This is a genomic window from Flavobacterium soyae (assembly GCF_021245985.1).
GTDB lineage: Bacteria > Bacteroidota > Bacteroidia > Flavobacteriales > Flavobacteriaceae > Flavobacterium > Flavobacterium soyae.
Window position 1 is genome coordinate 119,309 of the sequence record NZ_JAJQXA010000013.1, and the last position, 20,377, is coordinate 139,685.

Genomic DNA, 20,377 nt, shown 5'->3' on the forward strand with positions numbered 1-20,377 from the left:
ATTTTTTTTCACCTGAAAACGTTTTCGAAAAACACATTATTGATTGATTTGTGTCGTTTGTTTAAAATTTACTGCAGTTCGTATAAATTATTTTTTTTAACAATACCTTAAGAATAATTTTACCTCATAACTAACAAAATAAATAAAACATGAAAAAAATTTTCTTAATCTTTATGATTGTTTTTACGGCGCAGGTTTCGCTTGCACAAGTAAAAAATGTTAAAGGTGTGATTACAGATTCTGATGGGATGCCGTTACCGGGTGCATCTGTTGCTGTACAAGGAGGTCAAAAAGGTGCTACTACCGATTTTGACGGATTGTACTCAATTGAGGTTCAAAAAGGACAAACATTAGTTTTTAGCTATGTTGGCCTAGAAACACAAAATATAGTTGTAGGCGATGCTGCTACAATTAATGTTAAAATGCAAGTTGCGGCATCAAATGCACTTAACGAGGTTGTAGTAACATCATTAGGTATCAAAAAAACAAGAAAATCTTTAACTTATGCTGCTCAGGAACTTAAAGGGGAAGAGTTAACAAGAGTAAGAGATGTAAACGTTATTAATACAATTGCTGGTAAAATTGCTGGTGTTGCCGTTACTAAAAGTTCAAGTGGAACAGGTGGGTCTACAAAAGTAGTAATTAGAGGTAACTCTTCAGTTTCTAATAACCAGCCTTTGTATGTTATAGATGGTATACCATTGTATAATGGTACTTCAGGACAGCCAAATGACAGTTTTGGTAGTACAGCTACTGGTAACCGTGATGGTGGTGATGTTGTATCACTTATCAATCCTGATGATTACGAAGGTATGACAGTTTTAAAAGGTGCAGCTGCTTCTGTATTATATGGTAGTCAGGGAGCAAATGGAGTTATCCTATTGTCTTCTAAAAAAGCTAAAGCTGGTAAACCATTACTTACTGTTTCATCTGTAACTACATTTGAAACTGCTGCTTACTTACCAAAATTCCAAAGCGATTATATTGCTGCAACCGGAGCTGATGAAAGCTGGGGAGCAAAACAAAAAACAAAAGATCACGTAAAAGATTTCTTCGAAACAGGAAATACTCAAATTACGTCAGTTGGTTATTCTACTGCTGCTGAAAACTCTTCTACAGCATTTACTTACTCTAATACTTCAGGTCAGGGTGTTATGCCGGGAAACAGTATTAAGAAAAACAACTTTGGTATTCGCCAGACAGCTAAATTTTTTGATGATAAACTTCTTTTTGCCGTAAATGCAAATTATACTACTCAAACTATCATCAACAAACCTGTTAATGGTTTTTATTTCAACCCGCTTACAGGAGTTTATTTAATGCCAAGAGGAAATGACTTCAATTATTATAAAAATAATTTCGAAGTTTTTGATCCTAACAGAAATTTAATGGCTCAAAACTGGATGACTAATAGAGATATTATGCAAAATCCATATTGGGGAATCAACAGAAATAAATCTGAAGATAATAACAACTTTTTCAACGGAGCATTATCTTTAACTTATAAAGCTAATAATTGGTTAAGTATTGCAGCAAGATATAGCTACAATAGAGTTGAAAGTTCTTTTGATAAAAAAATCTACGCTACTACACAAGGAACAATTTCTCACATAAATGGTAGATACTATGTTGAAGACGCATTAAGTACGCAGCGTTATGCAGATTTAATTGCCACGATCAATACAAAAATTGGAGAAAACTTCAGCTTTAATGCAAACATTGGTACAAGTGTTAATAATACTTTAGGAAATCAAAAAACGATTCTTGACTCAGGAATTGGCGGAGGTTTAAAATATGCTAACTGGTTTACATTACAAAACTTCAACAACAATTCTGGAAACTACCAGACAATTGATTCTCAAAAAGAAGTTCAGTCAGTATTTGCAGCTACAACATTTGGTTATAAAGATATGTTGTTCTTAGATCTTGCTGCCAGAAATGACTGGTCATCAACTTTAGTTAATACAAAAGATGCAGGATATTTCTATCCATCTGTGGGGGTAACAGCTATTCTTAGCGAAATGGTTACTATGCCGGAATTCATTAACTATGGTAAAGTTCGTGCAACATACGCAGAGGTAGGAAATGATATTTATCCTTTTGTAACAGTTCCAACTTACTATTACACTCCTGGAGTTACGGATCCAAAACCAAAAGTTGCTCCAAAAGAAGGAACTTCATTAAAACCTGAATTAAAATCAGAGTATGAGCTTGGTACTGAGTGGAGATTTTTCAACAGCAGATTTAACATTGAATTATCATACTACAACTCAGAAACGAAAAACCAATACTTACAAGTTGTTGCTCCAAAAGGAAACGCTTTAGGAGTTGATTTTTACGGAATTAATGCAGGAAGTATCGAAAATAAAGGTTTTGAGGCAGTGGTTACTGCAGGAATTTTCAGAGGAGAAAAATTCTCTTGGGATTCAAGCGTAAACTTCTCACAAAACAAAAATAAAGTAAAAGAAATTCCAACTGAACTAGGAGGAAGAGTAAACTTAACAGAAGCAGGTGTAAACAGTTACAGATATGCTTTAATCGAAGGAAGACCATTTGGGGTTATCGAAGGTATAAACATCAAAAAAGATGCTCAGGGAAGAATGTTGTTGAATGATGATGGAACTATTCAAAAAACTGAATTCGAAGAAGTAGGAAATTCAAATCCTGATTTCATGTTAGGTTTTTCAAATTCATTTAAAGTTGGTTCATTCTTCGCAAATGTATTAATCGATGGTCGTTTTGGTGGTGAGGTAATGAGTTTAACAGAAGCTCAAAACGATTCATTTGGTGTATCTAGAGCAACTGGAGATGCCAGGAATGCAGGCGGCGTAAAAGTAAATGCAGTTAGAGCAAGTGATGGAACTCCGGTTTCTACAATGGATTCTCAATTATATTATACTCAAGTTGGTGGTAGAGCAGGAATTACTGGAGAGTATGTATATGATGCTACAAATGTTAGTGTCAGAGAAGTTTCTATCGGATATAATTTCAATCCTAAAAAATTACCATTTATTCAAACGGCTAGTGTTTCATTAATAGCAAGAAACCTATTCTTTATTTATAAAGATGCTCCGTTTGATCCAAACATTGCATTAAGTACAGGCGAAGGATTACAAGGTGTTGATATTTACGGATTACCATCTACAAGAAGTATCGGTCTTAATTTAAATGTAACTTTCTAATACTAAAAACATGAAACTAAATAAAATAACAAAAGCAGCTATCTGTATGTCATTGCTTGCAGCAGTAGGTTGTACAGGAGATTTTGAAGATATTAATACCAACCCTAATGGTATTACACCTGAACTATTTGAACAAGATTTTAACCACATTAAAGGAGGTTTTGCTCCAATGTTTAATAACATTTATGTATATACTCCAGAATGGGTGTATCAATTACAGCAAAACTTAAATAGTGATATATGGTCTGGTTATATGGCAACTCCAACTGGTTTTGCCGGAGGTATCAACAATACAACCTATTCATTAGTTGATGGCTGGAATGGATTCATTTGGGATTATGCTTACAGTAATGTAATGTTTAATGCGTATGATATTGCTCAAAAATCTAAAGGAAAATACGATCAGTTTTATGCTTTGTCATTAATACTGAAAGTTGAAGGAATGCACAGGTTAACAGATACTTTTGGACCAATTATTTATTCTAAATTTGGATCAACTGAATCGACAATTGAATATGATTCACAAGAAGAAGTTTACAACCAAATGTTCAGCGAATTAGATTTTGCTGTTACAGAATTAACCAAAAGAGTTGATGCTGGCGAAGCTACTAGTTTTGAATCAACAGATTTATCTAACTACAAAGGAGACTACAAAGCATGGGTTAAATTTGCAAATAGTTTGCGCTTAAGATTAGCAATGCGTATCGTGAAAATAAATCCGGCATTAGCAAAAACTCAGGCAGAAAAAGCTGTTGCTCAAAAATTTGGAGTGTTCACAACAAACGCTGATTTATTTAAAATTATATCTCCGGTTTATAACAACCCAATCTCAACAATTAGCGGTGCTTGGTTAGATATTCGTATGTCTGCTGATATGGAGTCAATTATGGGTGGATACCAAGATCCAAGAATCGAAACTTATTTTGATTCTTCAACGCAATTCCCTGGACAATACAAAGGAGTTAGAACAGGTATAGCTATTAATGCAAAAGGTGACCATCAGGATTTTTCAGGTATTGGTGCTGTCGTAAGAAGCAAAGAAGTTGTTTTAATGACAACAGCAGAAGTATATTTCCTAAGAGCAGAAGGTGCACTACGCGGCTGGGCTATGGATGGTAATGCGGAAACACTTTATAAACAGGGTATTACTGCATCATTTGATCAAAGAGGTGTATCTGGTGCATCTGGTTATATTGCAGACAATGTTAAAACTGCAAAAAATTATGTAGACCCCATTTTAATTAAAGATGATAAGGGAGACATAGTTTATGATGGTGCGCAGAATAATGCTGCAGCACTTAATAATGTAACTGTAGCATGGGATGCAGCAGCTACAAATGAAGTTAAACTGCAAAAAATCATCACTCAAAAATGGATTGCTAACTTCCCGGAAGGACAAGAAGCATGGTCTGATTACAGAAGAACAGGTTACCCAAAATTATTCCCAGTACTTAAAAACTATAGTGGAGGGACTATTACAACTGAGTTAGGTGTACGAAGAATCAACTATGTACAGTCAGAAAAAGCAGGAAACTCAGGTGGTGTTGCTACAGGAGTTGCTAAACTTGGAGGCCCTGATACAGGAGGAACAAGAGTTTGGTGGGATAAAGCTGGAGCAAACTTCTAAAAAAAATAAAGATTTAAGATTTTAAGTTTGGTTAGTAAACGGTATAAGAAATGCAAATTGCTTATACCGTTTCAAAAACCAAAATTGTACATACCAAAAAAAGAAAAAAAATGAAAAGTGCTTTAGAAACAAAACCTGATATCAGCTATAAAAGCGCCGGAAAATTTGAAGAAACACGATTTGAGAAAATTCACAACGAAATCTTCAAAAGTTCTGCTGAAGCATCGGTAATTGTAGCGCAGGAAATCGCTCAGTTAATCAGATCTAAGCAGGAAAAAAATAAATCTTGCGTGCTTGGTTTGGCAACAGGATCTTCTCCTATAAAAGTATATGAGGAATTAGTTAGAATGCACAGAGAAGAAGGACTAAGCTTTAGCAATGTAATCACTTTTAATTTGGATGAATATTATCCAATGAACAGAGAAAACAATCAGAGCTACCATTATTTCATGCACCAGCATCTTTTTAATCATATTGATATTAAACCAGAAAATGTAAATATTCCTGATGGTACAGTAACTATTGACGAATTAAATCAATATTGTATCGACTATGAAATGAATATTAAACAAGCTGGAGGTTTAGACTTTCAGTTATTAGGAATTGGACGTACAGGTCACGTTGGTTTTAACGAACCGGGTTCACACATCAATTCCGGAACAAGAATTATTACACTGGATCACATTACAAGAGTAGATGCTTCATCTGACTTTAATGGAATTGACAACGTTCCAAAAAGAGCCATCACAATGGGGGTTTCTACCATTATGAGATCTAAAAGAATTGTATTAATGGCTTGGGGACAAAACAAAGCCGATATTATCAAGAGAACCGTTCAGGGTGATATTAGTTCTGAAGTTCCAGCTACATTTTTACAAAATCATCCTAATGCAACTTTCGTATTAGACCAGTCTGCAGCCTCTGAATTAACACGTTTCAAAACACCTTGGTTAGTTGGAGAATGCATTTGGACACAAGAATTAAAAAGTAAAGCGATTGTTTGGTTGTGCCAAAAAACAAAACAATCTATTTTAAAGTTAACAGACAGAGATTACAACAACAACGGAATGTCTGATCTTTTGGCACAAGAAGGTTCTGCTTATGATTTAAACATTAATATGTTTAATGTCTTGCAGCATACCATCACAGGATGGCCGGGTGGAAAACCAAATACCGACGATTCACACCGTCCGGAGAGAGCTAATCCAGCTAAAAAAAGAGTGATCCTTTTCAGTCCGCATCCAGATGATGATGTGATTTCGATGGGAGGAACATTTTCAAAATTGATTAAACAAGGTCATGATGTACACGTAGTATATCAAACCTCTGGAAATATTGCAGTTACAGATGACGAAGCATTAAAATTTGCTGAGGTTTGTAATGATTTCACTGGTGGAAATCTTCCAAAAGATATCAACTTCAAATCTGTAATTGAATTTTTAAATAACAAATCAGAAAATCAAATCGATTCTCTGGAAGTTAGGAAACTAAAAGGATTAATTAGAAGAAGAGAATCTTACGCAGCAACAAGATACATTGGCTTAAAAGATGAAAACACACACTTTTTAGACCTTCCGTTTTATGAAACAGGACAAGTAAAAAAGAATCCGTTAGGGCCGGAAGATATTGCTATTGTAAAAGATATCATTGCTAAAATAAAACCGCATCAGGTATTTGCCGCAGGAGATTTGGCAGATCCACACGGAACGCATGAAGTTTGTCTGAATGCTATTTTTGCAGCAATGAAACAATTAAAACCAGAAAAATACATGGATGACTGCTGGCTATGGCTTTACAGAGGAGCTTGGCACGAGTGGGATATTCATGAAATAGATATGGCGGTGCCGCTTTCGCCGTCAGAAGTTTTATTAAAGCGTCATGCCATTTTATACCACCAGTCTCAAAAAGACAGGGTTATGTTTCAAGGAAATGATTCTCGGGAATTCTGGGTAAGAGCAGAAGATCGAAATAAAAATACAGCTGTTCTGTACGACGAATTAGGACTGGCAGAATACGAAGCTATTGAAGCTTTTAAACGTTTTGATTATTAAAGTTGTTTCTTAAGATTCGGGTGAGAGCGAATCAAACCACAAAATTCAGATAGACCTCAAAGCGATAAGTGAGGTAAGCAGAAGTCTTTCTGAGTTTTGTTTTTTCTAATTTAAATGGATGTTTCAGAAAAACATCCGACAAAAAAAAATAAAAATGAAATATTTATTTGTACTACTATTAGCGGGTGTAACAGCTGGTGCTCAAATTAAAAAAGAGCAGTTGAATCTTATGCCCTGGCCTCAGAATGTTGTTGTAAACGATGGAAATTTTACTTTAACCAAAAACTTTAAAGTTAATATTTCCGGAAATCCAAATCCAAGAATTTTTGGAGGAGTGACTCGTTTTTTGCGCCGATTAGATGGTAGAACAGGTATATTTTTCGAGCAGGGTTTTATTTCTAAACTAAACGAATTTCCAAACGCTGAATTGCAGATTAACTGTGATAAAAACGGCAAAATTGGTTTATACGAAGACGAAAGTTACAGCTTAGATATAAAATCAAATAAAATTACAATCAATGCAACCAGCGATTTAGGAGCTCTACATGGATTGGAAACGTTGTTGCAATTGCTGCAAAATGACAGTAAATCATTTTATTTTCCGGTATCACAAATCTCAGATTTTCCAAGATTTACCTGGAGAGGTTTAATGATTGATGCAGCAAGACATTTTCAGCCTGTAGATATTATCAAAAGAAATATTGACGCATTGGCAGCAATGAAAATGAATGTTTTTCACTGGCATTTGGTTGATGATCAAGGCTGGAGAATTGAAACTAAAAAACATCCAAAATTAATTGAATTAGCTTCGGATGGATTGTATTACACACAAGAGGAAATTAGAAATATCGTAAAATATGCCGATGAGCGCGGTATTTTAATAGTTCCCGAAATAGATGTTCCGGGTCACGGATCTGCAATACTTACGGCTTACCCGGAAATAGGAAGCAAAGTGATTACGCTGACTGGAGGAACTTCTGAAAAAAATATTCAGGGTACAGCAATTAGTACCTATGGAATTGAAAGAAATGCGGGGATTTTTTCGCCAACATTAGATCCTTCAAATCCTAAAACGTATAAAATCTTAAGTGAACTTTTTGACGAGGTATGCCCATTATTTCCCGGAGCTTATTTTCATATTGGGGGAGATGAGAACGAAGGGAAAGACTGGGATGCCAATCCGAAAATTCAGGAATTTAAAAAGAAACATAATTTAAAAACAAATCACGAATTACAAACGTATTTCACCATGCAGTTGGCTCCGATGCTTAAAAAACATGGAAAACAATTAATGGGATGGGAAGAAATTTTAACCAAAGATCTTTCAAAAGAAGCAATTGTACATTCGTGGAGAGGTCCAAATGAAGGAGTTACAGCCGGACAGTCATTAGTTGATGCTGTGAAAAAAGGCTATAAAACAGTATTGTCAAACGGATTTTATATTGATTTAATGTATCCGGTTGCAAGTCATTATTTGAATGACCCAATGCCAAAAAATGCCGATTTATCTGCTGAAGAAAAAGCAAGAATTTTAGGTGGAGAAGCAACAATGTGGACAGAACTTGTAACATCAGAAACATTCGATTCAAGAGTTTGGCCGCGAACAGCTGCAATTGCAGAAAGACTTTGGTCTGCAGAGAATGTTACAGACCTTGCCAGTATGCGTAAACGTCTTGAAAATGTTTCTTTTAGATTAGAAGAATTAGGATTGACACATATTAAAAACAAAGATGTTATTTTAAGAAATATCGCGAATAATCAAAATGTAGAATCTGTTAATGAGTTCTCTAATGTTTGTGAACCGTTAAAAGGATATACAAGAAACAAAGGCGGAACAGAATATCAAATGTATTCTCCGTTTACACTTTTTGCTGATGCGTGTACGCCTGATGCTAAAGAATCTTTAGCTTTTAATGATGCAGTAACACAATATTTGGCAAATAAAACAGAAGATAACAAAGCAAAAGTGGCATCATTTTTTAATAAATGGATTGCCGTAAATAAAAGTTTAATAGAGCTGAGTGCAAATGCACCTTTGGTGCAGCCAATTTTGCCTTTGTCTAAAAAATTAAGTGATGCATCGCAGGAATTACTGCTTGTTTTAGATAATAAATCGACTTTAAAAACAGCAGATTTAAAAAGTTTAATAGAGCAATGCAATACAAAAGATCATGCTGACGTAGAGCTGTCGGTTTATGAAAGTTTAAAGAAATTAATTTAAGGTTTGGTTTGAATTAGTATTTAGCAAGTTTAAGTTACCGCTAATGTTTTGAGTGCTAATTATCTCTGCCAGAAATATCTGGTAGAGGTAATTATGTTAAACTTTATAAATCCCTTTTTAAACTTCGAATAATAAAATATAAAAAATAACCACTAACGGAGTATTAACATTTTAAAACCAAATAGAAAGAATACCTAAACATGACAAAAAAAGAGTATAGATTGATGAGTCGTCCCAAATTTATCATTTGTATTTAATATTAATTTTTTAAAAATTATAAATAAATATCAGTCACTACTATTTGCTATTGATTATGAACAATCAGTAATAGTAATATTTATCTATAGAATTTAATTTGAGTTTAACACAGCCTTCCAACCTGAGTTGAGCGAAACCCGGCAGTAATACTGCTGCGGCCCAATTATTTATTTTCTATTAACCAATATTTATTAATTATGAAACATTATTACAGATTGCTCTTTTTGTTATTGTTTCCATTGCTTGCGTTGGCCCAGCCCGCCCACGGAAAAAAAGTAGTGGGGTATTATGCGCAATGGTCTATTTATGCCCGGGATTTCAACGTTCCGAAAATTGATGGAAGTAAAATAACGCATTTAAATTATTCTTTTTATGGTACAACGTATGATCCGGCACATCCGGAGAATACAAAATTAAAATGTTTGGATACCTATGCCGATTTTGAGCATATGGAAGGTGGAATCCCGTGGGATGCTCCGGTAAAAGGAAATTTTTATGACTTGAAAAAGTTAAAAGAAAAGTATCCTCATTTAAAAGTCTTAATTTCTGTAGGAGGCTGGACAAAAGGCCAGGACTTATCTCCAATTGCCGCAAGTCCTGTGGCAAGAGCTGCCTTAGCTGCAGATATGGCAAACTTCATTGTAACTTACCCTTTTATTGATGGTTTTGACATCGATTGGGAATACCCTCTTTCTGGTGGAACTGACGGAACAGAAATAGTGAATGGTTCGCCTGTTCCTCCGCAAAAATACAGCCCTGATGATAACAAAAATTTAGTGCTTTTATTGAAAGCAATGCGCCAGGCAATGCCAAATAAACTGGTTACAATCGCAGCAGGAAACAATGTTCGAAAAGTATCGCAGCAATATTTGGGGCCAAACAACAGATCTCAATACGGAATGACAGAAGACATTTCTACTTATTGCGATTATATCACTTATTTCGGATATGATTTTGGTGGAAACTGGTATGATAAAACATGCTACAATGCTCCTTTGTATGCAAGTGGAAATCCTAACGATCCTTTGTATGGTGCAACACAATCTGAATCACTGGACGAATTGACTAATCAATATCTAAATGTGATTGGTTTCCCTGCCAATAAATTAATCATGGGATTACCATTCTACGGAAAGAAATTTGATCATGTAGCGACAAATTCAACAAATGGGTTATTCGTTTCGGCTCCAAGAGACATCGTTGGAGGATGTACCAATCCTCAAAACCCTATCGGAACTTGGGATGGTTCAGGAGCGTGCGAGCGTTCAGGAAGTATCGAAATTTGTGATTTAGTTGGAAATCCGGTTACAAACTCTCATGCTTACTTAGATCCAAATACAATGCAGGTTACACCAAGTGCTGCTTCTGCAGGATGGGTTAGATATTTTGATAATACGACTAAAGTTCCTTATTTATATAATGCTGCTAGAAAAGAGTTTATTTCTTATGAAGATAAGCAGTCGATAGATTTAAAAGTACAGTATATAAAATCAAGAAACTTAGCTGGAGGTATGATCTGGGAATTATCTCAGGATACAAGAGGCTCAATTCCAAATTCATTATTAACTCAGGTTGATACTTCTTTTGGAAGCGTTGTTCCGGGAACAGTAAGTATTTCTGGTTCCGCAAAAAACGGATCAGCTTTAGTTACAGATGTTACAGTTGAATTGCGTAATGCAAGTAATGCAGTAATTCAAACAGTAGTTTCTGCTACAGGTAATTTTGCATTCAACAATTTAACTTCTGGACAAAACTATACACTTACAGCTTTAAAAACGACTTATACATTTACTCCGGTAACACTGACAAATGTTACAGTTAACCAAACAGGAGTTATCATTAACGGAACACAGCCAACTTATACAGTAAGTGGAACAGTTCTTAACGGATCGACTCCAGTTTCTGGCGTAACAGTTTCTGCAGTTTCAGGAAGTTCAACATTAACAGCAGTTTCAAATGCAAGCGGAGTTTACAGCGTTCCAGGTTTAACAGCTGGATTAAATTATACAGTTACAGCTGCAAAAACAGGATTCTCTTATACTCCGGCTTCAACAGTTTACAATGCAATTGATGCAAATAAAACGTTGAATTTTACGCAAGGTACAGCAGTTGTAACATACACAGTAAGCGGAACAGTTCTTAACGGAACAACTCCGGTTTCTGGCGTAACGGTTACAGCAGCTTCTACAGCAGGAAATGTTACAGCAACAACTAATTCAAGCGGAGCTTACACACTTACTTTGGCTTCTGGCGGAAATTATACGGTAACTGCTGCTTTAACAGGACAAACTTTTACTCCGGCTTCGACAGTTTATTCTAACTTAAATGCGAATAAGACGTTAAACTTCACTCAGGACGTTGTATCAACGACAAACAAAATTAGTGGAACAGTTAAAAACGGAACAACTCCAGTTGCTGGTGCAAAAGTAGAAATCGTTTTACCTTGGACAGATAGCACACATAACTGGAAAAGTGTTTTGGCAACTACAGATGCACAAGGAAAATATAGTTTTGACAATTCAGTTGTAGCAGGTTATACACAAATTTTAAGTTTGAAATTAAATTCTTGGGAAAACGGAGAAACAGCTTATTTTCCAAATAATCTGGCAAACTTCCCAGTTCCGGCAAACCCAACGGTTTATAACTTTAATACAAGTTCTACAGCAAAAGCTGCACAAGTTCAGGCAAACTTAATTAGCGGAACTGTTAAAAACGGAACAACTCCGGTTGCTGGTGCAAAAGTAGAAATCGTTTTACCTTGGACAGACAGCACACATAACTGGAAAAGTGTTTTAGCAACAACAGATACATCAGGAAATTATACTTTCGATAATTCAGTTGTAGCAGGTTATGCACAAATTTTAAGTTTGAAATTAAATACATGGGAAAATGGCGAACAGACTTATTATCCTAATAACTTAGCCAACTTTGCAGTTCCAACAACGCCAACGGTTTATAATTTTAATAGACAAGCGGTGGTTACGACTAAACCAGTAGTTACCATTACAGCACCAACAGCTTCGGCAATTGCTATAAATTTAGGATCAGCAATTAATTTTGTTGCAACTGTTGGATTAAGTGCTGCAGATGCTACTACAATCTCATCTGTTGTATTTAGTTTAGATGGACAAACTATAAGTGCTAGCAATTCATCAGGAACTTATACAGCGGCTTGGACGCCAGCAGCAAATCAGTTTGGAGTTTCTCATACTTTAACCGTTACGGCTACTGCATCAAACGGAACAACAGAGTCAAAAACATATAGTTTTACATTAACTTGTTCAGGTTCAAACTGTCCTAATTCATTACCTGTAATTACATGGAATTCACCATCTGCTACTGTATACCAAAATTCTTTCCAGGCTGTGCCAATTTCAGTTACAGCTGTTGATAGTAACGGATCGGTTTCAGGTGTTACGATTACCATAAATGGAGGTACATTTAACATGACAGCAGGTACAAATAATACCTATACGTATAATTTTACACCATCTGCTTATCAGGATTATCCAGTTGTTATCAAAGCAACCGATAATCAATCTGGTGTAACTACATTAAACAATACCATTAAAATTGCTCAAGTAGGTACAAATAGATTCATTCCGCTTCCTTCTAAAATTATTTTAGGATATGCACATTCTTGGGAAAATGCTGGTGCTCCATTTTTATATTTTTCTCAAATGGTAGGAAGTAAGTTTAACGTAGTTGATTATTCTTTCGTAGAAACAGTTAATCGTGATGGTTATACACCAGTATTAACTACAAATGACAATAGATATTTGACCAATGGTGTTTTCAATAAACAATTGTTGAAAAATGATATAAAATCATTAAGAGATAGTGGCGTTCCTGTTATTGTTTCTATTGGAGGTCAAAATGGTCATGTTGTTTTAGAGAATGTAACTCAAAAAAATATTTTTGTTAATGGTCTAAAAGCAATTATCGATGAGTATCAATTTGATGGAGTTGATATTGATTTTGAAGGCGGATCAATGAATTTTAGTGCAGGAGGTTTAAGAGATATTTCTTATGCGGGTATTTCTGCTTATCCAAGATTAAAAAACGTAGTAGATGCTTTCAAAGAATTAAAAGCTTACTATGGGCCTGGATTCTTATTAACGGCAGCTCCGGAAACACAATACGTACAAGGCGGATATTCTACCTATACAGATACTTTTGGTTCCTTCCTGCCAATCATTCAAAACTTACGTAATGAATTAGATTTGTTAGCGGTACAATTGTACAATACAGGAGGAGAAAACGGATTAGATGGTCAATATTACGGTTCAGCTAAGAAATCAAATATGGTTACAGCCTTGACTGATATGGTTATAAAAGGATATAACATTGCTTCAACAGGAATGCATTTTGATGGTTTACCAGCTTCAAAAGTTCTTATTGCATTACCGGCTTGTCCGAGTGCAGCAGGCAGCGGTTATTTAACACCGCAAGAAGGAATAAATGCTATGCATTATTTAAGAACCGGAACTACTTTTTCTGGAAGAACATACACTATGCAGCCAGGCGGGCCATATCCTTCTTTAAGAGGTTTAATGACTTGGTCTGTAAACTGGGATGCATCTTCTTGTGGTAATTCATCTGAATTATCTAAAGCATATGCGGCTTATTTCGCTTCGCAGTCAGCTGCAAAAACATTAGCACTTGATGATATTTCTTCAAAAAATACTGCAACGATTGCATATTTTAAAAACAATGCATTATCAGTTTCAAATGAAAATGAAGAGATCGTTCAGGTAGATGTATTCAACATAGTTGGACAAAATTTAGTAAGTCACAGAAATGTTCAAAACAATAAAGAAGTATTGCTTCAAAGTCATAGTTTCTCATCTAAACAATTGTTTTTAGTTGTAGTAACAGACAAATCAGGAAACAAGAAATCATTTAAAGTAATGAACTTTTTAAACTAGAATAAAATGATTGAAAATTTAGAAATAAAAATATTGGGACGGTTAAAATTGAGTTTGGTTATTTATTTTTTAATCTGATTTTTATTTCGAATAAATGCCGTGAATTGAGGTGATTTGTTATTTGGTTTTCACCTTCAGGAGCGCATTATGAACCTGGCAATTATATTGTCAGGTTTTTTTATGTTTAAAAGTAAAGTAACCACAACGAATAGTCGTTGCGAGGAATGAAGCAGCCACACTAACAATTGATTAAGCAAGTGAGATTGCTTCGTTCCTCAGAAAGACATTGCATGAAAAAAAATCAGTACTTTTGACTTCAGAATTATCGTATAAAACTTCATGAAAAAATCAATCACCATTATAATTACATTTCTAATTTTTACTTCTTCTTTCGCTCAAAATAAATTCGGAAATCCAGAAGTAAATCCAATTCAAATTCAAAAAACTTTCAGCGATTGGTCAATTTATCAAAGCAAAAAAATAATGCTTTCCAGAGATTTTACTGCGCTTGATTCTTCTTCAAAAGAAATTTCAAAAGAAGCTTTTTTAGATCAATTAGCAAACGGAAATTTTATTCCGATTAGATTAAAATCAGAAGATGCAGTTTACTATTATAAACTCTTCAAAATTCAGCCAAAAACAGATACTAGTATAAAAGCTACGATCAATCAAATAGGTTTTGATGCGCTTAAAAATTATAAGATGGAAGGAACGGCTTTTCCGCCATTTTCATTTAAAGATTTAGACGGAAATGTAGTTTCAAACGAAACTATGAAAGGTAAAATAATCGTAATAAAATGCTGGTATATACATTGTACGCCATGCATAAGAGAATTTCCGCAGGTAAATAAACTTACAGAGGAATACAAAGACCGAAAAGATATTCTATTTATAAGTTTAGCAGAAGATTCTCCAGAACAATTAAAAGCATTCTTAGCCAGAAAACCACTTTCGTATTCAGTAATTCCAAATATGAAAGAATACATGAATGAATCTTTACAGCTAAATTCATTTCCAACACATTTTATTCTAAATAAAGAAGGATTAATTTCTAAAGTCCTGCCCAATTTCGAAAGCTTAGAAGTGGCGCTGGCTAAAGAAAGTAAGCTGTAGATTTTTGAAACCATATAAGTTCATATAAGAGATTATAAGTTTGATTTAAATGAACTTATATCACTTATATGATAGAAATTGATTCTTCTCAATTGTAAGTTAAACTTTAATAAACTTATATCACTTATATGGTGAGAAAAATTAAACCTTTTTCCGTACTTTTGCACCAAAATTAATTAAAAAGACATTCATGTTAACAGTCAATAATTTATCAGTTCAATTTGGCAAACGAATTTTGTTTGACGAAGTAAATACCACATTCACTCACGGAAATATTTACGGCGTTATTGGAGCCAATGGTGCTGGAAAATCTACTTTCTTAAAAGTTATTTCGGGTGATATCGACCCAACTTCCGGGCATATTCATTTAGAACCGGGAAAACGTATGTCGGTTTTAAACCAAAATCACAACATGTTCGATGAGCATACCGTTTTGGAAACCGTTTTAATGGGAAATAAAGTTCTGTACGCTGTTAAAAAAGAAATGGATGAACTTTATTTGGATTATAATGACGCAAATGCAGACAGAATAGGGGAATTACAAGTTCAGTTTGAAGAAATGAACGGCTGGAACGCTGATTCTGATGCTGCGGCAATGTTGTCTAACTTAGGAATTAATGAAGAGTATCATTATACCTTAATGAGCGATATGGAAGGAAAAATGAAAGTTCGTGTGCTTTTGGCACAGGCACTTTTTGGAAATCCAGATTTGCTTATTATGGATGAGCCTACCAACGATTTGGATTTCGAGACAATCGCCTGGTTAGAAAATTTCTTAGCAAACTACGAAAACACTGTAATTGTAGTATCTCACGACCGTCACTTTTTAGATGCGGTTTGTACACATATTTCTGATATTGATTTCGGAAAAATCAATCACTATTCAGGAAACTATACATTCTGGTACGAGTCTAGCCAATTAGCAGCAAAACAACGTGCACAGCAAAACAAAAAAGCAGAAGAGAAGAAACAAGAGCTGGAAGAATTTATTCGTCGTTTTAGTGCAAACGTAGCGAAATCTAAACAAGCAACTTCTCGTAAAAAAATGATTTCTAAATTGAATATTTCTGAAATCAAACCTTCAAGCCGTCGTTACCCTGCGATTATTTTCGATCAGGATCGCGAAGCCGGAGATCAGATTTTGAATGTAGAAAACTTATCTGCTTCTGTAGATGGTGAGCTTTTATTTAAAGATGTTGATTTGAATATGGCAAAAGGAGATAAAATTGTTCTTTTCTCAAAAGATTCACGTGCAACAACAGCTTTCTACGAAATTTTAAACGGAAATCAAAAAGCAGATTCTGGAACTTTTGATTGGGGAATTACAACAAACCAAGCATATCTTCCTGCTGAAAACCATTCTTTCTTCGAAAATGATTTAACTTTAGTAGATTGGTTACGTCAATACGCTAAAACAGAAGAAGAGCGTGATGAAGTATTTATTAGAGGTTTTTTAGGGAAAATGATTTTCTCTGGTGAAGAAGCTTTAAAAACAAGCCGAGTTTTATCTGGAGGAGAAAAAGTACGTTGTATGCTTTCAAGAATGATGATGGAACGTGCTAACGTTTTAATGCTTGACGAACCAACAAATCACTTAGATTTGGAGTCTATTACAGCTTTCAATAACTCATTGAAAAACTTTAAAGGTTCTGTAATTTTTACAACGCATGACCACGAGTTCGCGCAAACTGTTGGTAACAGAATCGTAGAATTGACACCAAACGGAGTAATCGACCGTTACATGACATTTGACGAATATCTTGATGATGAAAAGATTCAGGAACAAAGAAAGAAGATGTATAATCTTTAATCTATAAATTACAAATATTAAAAATCCCAAATTCTAATTAAATAGAATTTGGGATTTTTTTTAGTTTTATTTACCTCCGAAAACTTTAGCGAAAATCCAGATAATAATCGCAATAATAAAAATTACGATAAAAATTCCGAATCCCATTCCGGCTTTAAAAATGTCTCCAATAACTTCGCAGCTTGCAAATGAAAATAGTATAACAAATACCATTAACAATCTTGTAATTTTATTTTGCATGACCCTGAGTTTTTAAATTGTTTATTAAAATTACTTCAGAAATCAGGAAAATGCCTTATACAATTTTTGGAAAAAGTTTTAGGATTTGGATTCTAGTTTTACAGGTTTTTTTGCGAATGTTTCAAGTCCATCTCTTTGATGAAAGAATTTCGATTAAAATTTTTTACAAATCCTGACTTTTCTCCTTTTTCTAATTCTTTAATTATATTTTCTTTTTTGAACATTTTTTTTCTGATTTATACTTTGAAGACATTAAAACAAATACCTTTTATTATTAGCGCTCATAAACAGAGGAAAATATCCGCTTAGATTCTTTTGACCAACGGCAACGACTTTTAGTTCGGCATTTTCTTTTGCAACCATAAAATAGTCTGTTCCAAATAAAACCCGCTCTGGGAGGATAAGGCCATTTTTTAAATCACCAGATAACTGTATCATACAATTTTCATCGCACAATGAATACGAAATATCTGTAAATGTATTAGGATATTTTTCTATCAGGATTTTTTGTTTGATAATGTCATACCATGATGTTAGATTACCTTCCAGAGTTTTTGCTGCCTGATACAATTTGGCACTTTTTGCATCTGGATTTTTTACACCCAATATTTCAATATCTCCTCCCATATGCGCAATGCAGAGTTTTAGTTTAGGGTATTTGTCTAAAACAGGAATATAATTTTCAGGATGTGAAAAAAGATTGCATGCTCGTGAATTTTCCCTAAATGATTTATCAGAAGCGTTTTTGTATTTAGAAATACGCGCAGTAATTACGGGCATTAAAGGATGCGCCGGATTGACTGATGTTGGATTATCAGGAATAACCGACCAGACATTTTTGCCTAAATAATAACTGCCGCCACGAGTACAATGCGTCATAACAGGAATATTATTTTTTTCGGCATATTGATAAAGACTGTCCAATCGTGCATCAAAGGGGAAAAAGCCATTTGCAGGATATAATTTAATTCCAACAAAGGTTTTACTTTCAATTGCTTTTTTAAGATTTTCGAGGTTTTTAATATCCGGATTTCTGGGGTCTATGCCATAAAAAGGGAATAATGTACTTGGGTAAGTTTTTTTCAATTTGTAGATATCCTGTATTTGTGAATTGAAATCTTTTTCGGGTTTTTTGTCGGGATCACTCATATAATCCATATCGATAGTGAGTGCGACTATTTTTATTCCGCTGTATTCAGAGTTATCATAAGCTCCTTTCAAGTCAAGAAATACCTCTTCCTGCGAAGCCATAACACCAATTTTTAGGAATTGTAAAATTCTTTTCGGAATTAAATTTCCCAATTTTGTAATTAACCAGGAGACTGGTCGGGTTAATATTAACCATTTAAGAAAGGTAGAAGCTCCGTCTCCAAGTTTGGCCGCTACCTGTAAAAAGTCTTTTGGGGCACATTTTCCTGTAAAGATGTGCGAATGAATGTTGTATATATCGTTCATGATTGTATAATTTTAAGATGGTTTTATTCCGGCTCTTCTAATGTTTATTGCTTTTACCATAACTTCAAACCAAAAAGGCGCTCCAAAGCTGAGAGCAAATGCTGAAATTATAATTCCACAAATCCACCACAAGAACATTGGCAAAAACTTTTCTTCTTTTGAATTTAAAAAATCAGAATTATATCCAATTGGAAGAGAGCTATCTTCTATTTCAGTAATTACTGATTTGATACTTTCTATATTTTTAGCAATATCAACCGAATCAATTTTTTGAGCATTAATTTTATTTTCAAGTGCCTTTTTTTCGGCTATTAACACAAGATCTTTGCGATACTTATCATCAGTATTTAATTTTTTAATTAGAGTAATAGAATCAACATTCAGCGCCAGGCAAACTAATAAACTTATAATAAAGAGGCTTCTTTTTGTTTTTGTTTTATACCAGCCGCTTACTCTGGCCATATAATCATCAAACCAATCTGCAATTTTTTTCTTTAATTCGGTATAGTTTTCCGTTTTTTCATAAAATGCCCTTAAATAACTTTTTAATGGACTGTAGTTCATTTGTTCAAGTCCTTTTTGAAATCTCTTATAAGGATCTTCAATGCGTTCTTCGACCAGTTTAACATCTACTAAATTTGCAGATCCTTTAGGATCAAAAATATTTTCAAATTTTGTAGTTTCAGATTGACTCCCAATAATATCAATCAAGGCATCAGCAAACATATCAGACGAAATGTACTGCGGGTAAGAATCCCTGTTTTTTTTAAGCTGATCGATACTAAAGTGGCTGTATAAGCTGGCACCGTAGCTTTTGTTCACAGGATCGTTTAATAATTTAAGAATTGTTTCGTAAAGAAAACGGCCTCTTTTTTGGGTTTTGTAGGAGTACCATTCAAAGAGTAACGAAACAAGGGTACTAAAGAGAAAGTAAAATAAACCTAACGCAATTAGTATTTCCAAAATTTTAGATACTTGCATAGATAATTTGTTTTTGGTTAAAAATAGATTAGTTTAATTTTGGTTAATAAGAAAAACCACAGCTAATTTATTTAAACAAAAGTTAAATTATTATTTGTAAGGTAAATATTTCACTTTATCGAATCTAATTTGTTATTTGGTGATTAATTCGTGAATGAAAAAGACTACATTATAAAAATATTAACATTTTAAATTGAACTATAATTAATTTATTATTTTCAATTGTTAAAATGGTTAAAATTTGCAAGAGTCAGATTTCAATCTGTTTTTATAAAATCTGATGAATAAAAAATGAGGTTGTATCAAAAGTCGACACAGCTCTTTTACTATAATTATTTTGTTTGTTTTTAGTGATTTAATTGATCACTTTTTGATATCCGATTTATCATTCCATAGGAATGTTTCGTAGATAGAAAAAATAATTATCAGTCACATTTGCGTTCCATAGGAACGTTTGATCGATCAGATTATTAAAAACAATGTCAAAATCAAACGTTCCTACAGAACGTGA

10 protein-coding genes are annotated in these 20,377 nt (G+C 34.1%); 7 read left to right on the plus strand and 3 right to left on the minus strand.

The window, feature by feature from the left end; genetic code table 11:
• Positions 1 to 149: 149 nt before the first annotated feature.
• The 7 genes from LUU93_RS16640 (at position 150) to LUU93_RS16670 (ending at position 17,190) form a co-directional block, all read left to right on the plus strand.
• Positions 150 to 3,182, plus strand: a complete 3,033-nt coding sequence (locus LUU93_RS16640; RefSeq protein ID WP_232682296.1) for a SusC/RagA family TonB-linked outer membrane protein — start codon at positions 150 to 152, stop codon at positions 3,180 to 3,182.
• Positions 3,183 to 3,192: 10 nt separating this feature from the next.
• Positions 3,193 to 4,809 carry a RagB/SusD family nutrient uptake outer membrane protein gene (locus LUU93_RS16645; protein ID WP_232682297.1) on the plus strand — a complete coding sequence of 539 codons (1,617 nt, stop codon included), beginning with the start codon at positions 3,193 to 3,195 and terminating at the stop codon, positions 4,807 to 4,809.
• Between the two features lie 110 nt (positions 4,810 to 4,919).
• Positions 4,920 to 6,860 carry a glucosamine-6-phosphate deaminase gene (gene nagB / locus LUU93_RS16650; RefSeq protein WP_232682298.1) on the plus strand — a complete coding sequence of 647 codons (1,941 nt, stop codon included), beginning with the start codon at positions 4,920 to 4,922 and terminating at the stop codon, positions 6,858 to 6,860.
• A 154-nt stretch (positions 6,861 to 7,014) separates the two neighbouring features.
• The gene (locus LUU93_RS16655; protein ID WP_232682299.1) at positions 7,015 to 9,081 is read left to right on the plus strand and encodes a beta-N-acetylhexosaminidase; all 2,067 of its coding nucleotides are present in this window, start codon (positions 7,015 to 7,017) and stop codon (positions 9,079 to 9,081) included.
• A gap of 455 nt (positions 9,082 to 9,536) precedes the next feature.
• Positions 9,537 to 14,267 carry a T9SS-translocated chitinase ChiA gene (gene chiA / locus LUU93_RS16660; RefSeq protein WP_232682300.1) on the plus strand — a complete coding sequence of 1,577 codons (4,731 nt, stop codon included), beginning with the start codon at positions 9,537 to 9,539 and terminating at the stop codon, positions 14,265 to 14,267.
• Positions 14,268 to 14,606: 339 nt separating this feature from the next.
• Complete coding sequence (locus LUU93_RS16665) at positions 14,607 to 15,380, plus strand: TlpA family protein disulfide reductase (protein WP_232682301.1); 774 nt, start codon at positions 14,607 to 14,609, stop codon at positions 15,378 to 15,380.
• Between the two features lie 190 nt (positions 15,381 to 15,570).
• Positions 15,571 to 17,190, plus strand: coding sequence for an ABC-F family ATP-binding cassette domain-containing protein (locus LUU93_RS16670; RefSeq protein ID WP_232682302.1), 1,620 nt, complete (start codon positions 15,571 to 15,573; stop codon positions 17,188 to 17,190).
• A 66-nt stretch (positions 17,191 to 17,256) separates the two neighbouring features.
• On the opposite strand, the gene LUU93_RS16675 is transcribed toward LUU93_RS16670, so the two are convergent.
• The 3 genes from LUU93_RS16675 to LUU93_RS16685 form a co-directional block, all read right to left on the minus strand.
• The gene (locus tag LUU93_RS16675; protein ID WP_232682303.1) at positions 17,257 to 17,430 is read right to left on the minus strand and encodes a hypothetical protein; all 174 of its coding nucleotides are present in this window, start codon (positions 17,428 to 17,430) and stop codon (positions 17,257 to 17,259) included.
• 252 nt (positions 17,431 to 17,682) lie between these two features.
• Entirely contained in the window at positions 17,683 to 18,885 is a 1,203-nt protein-coding gene (locus LUU93_RS16680) for an amidohydrolase family protein (protein WP_232682304.1), read from the minus strand.
• 12 nt (positions 18,886 to 18,897) lie between these two features.
• Positions 18,898 to 19,866: a hypothetical protein gene (locus LUU93_RS16685; RefSeq protein WP_232682305.1), complete on the minus strand. Its 969-nt coding sequence runs from the start codon at positions 19,864 to 19,866 to the stop codon at positions 18,898 to 18,900.
• Positions 19,867 to 20,377 lie beyond the last annotated feature (511 nt).

Coding starts and splice junctions, on each gene's coding strand:
- LUU93_RS16640 (WP_232682296.1), top strand. CDS start 150: ATGAAAAAAATTTTCTTAATCTTTATGATTGTTTTTACGGCGCAGGTT.
- LUU93_RS16645 (WP_232682297.1), top strand. CDS start 3,193: ATGAAACTAAATAAAATAACAAAAGCAGCTATCTGTATGTCATTGCTT.
- nagB (WP_232682298.1), top strand. CDS start 4,920: ATGAAAAGTGCTTTAGAAACAAAACCTGATATCAGCTATAAAAGCGCC.
- LUU93_RS16655 (WP_232682299.1), top strand. CDS start 7,015: ATGAAATATTTATTTGTACTACTATTAGCGGGTGTAACAGCTGGTGCT.
- chiA (WP_232682300.1), top strand. CDS start 9,537: ATGAAACATTATTACAGATTGCTCTTTTTGTTATTGTTTCCATTGCTT.
- LUU93_RS16665 (WP_232682301.1), top strand. CDS start 14,607: ATGAAAAAATCAATCACCATTATAATTACATTTCTAATTTTTACTTCT.
- LUU93_RS16670 (WP_232682302.1), top strand. CDS start 15,571: ATGTTAACAGTCAATAATTTATCAGTTCAATTTGGCAAACGAATTTTG.
- LUU93_RS16675 (WP_232682303.1), bottom strand. CDS start 17,430: ATGCAAAATAAAATTACAAGATTGTTAATGGTATTTGTTATACTATTT.
- LUU93_RS16680 (WP_232682304.1), bottom strand. CDS start 18,885: ATGAACGATATATACAACATTCATTCGCACATCTTTACAGGAAAATGT.
- LUU93_RS16685 (WP_232682305.1), bottom strand. CDS start 19,866: ATGCAAGTATCTAAAATTTTGGAAATACTAATTGCGTTAGGTTTATTT.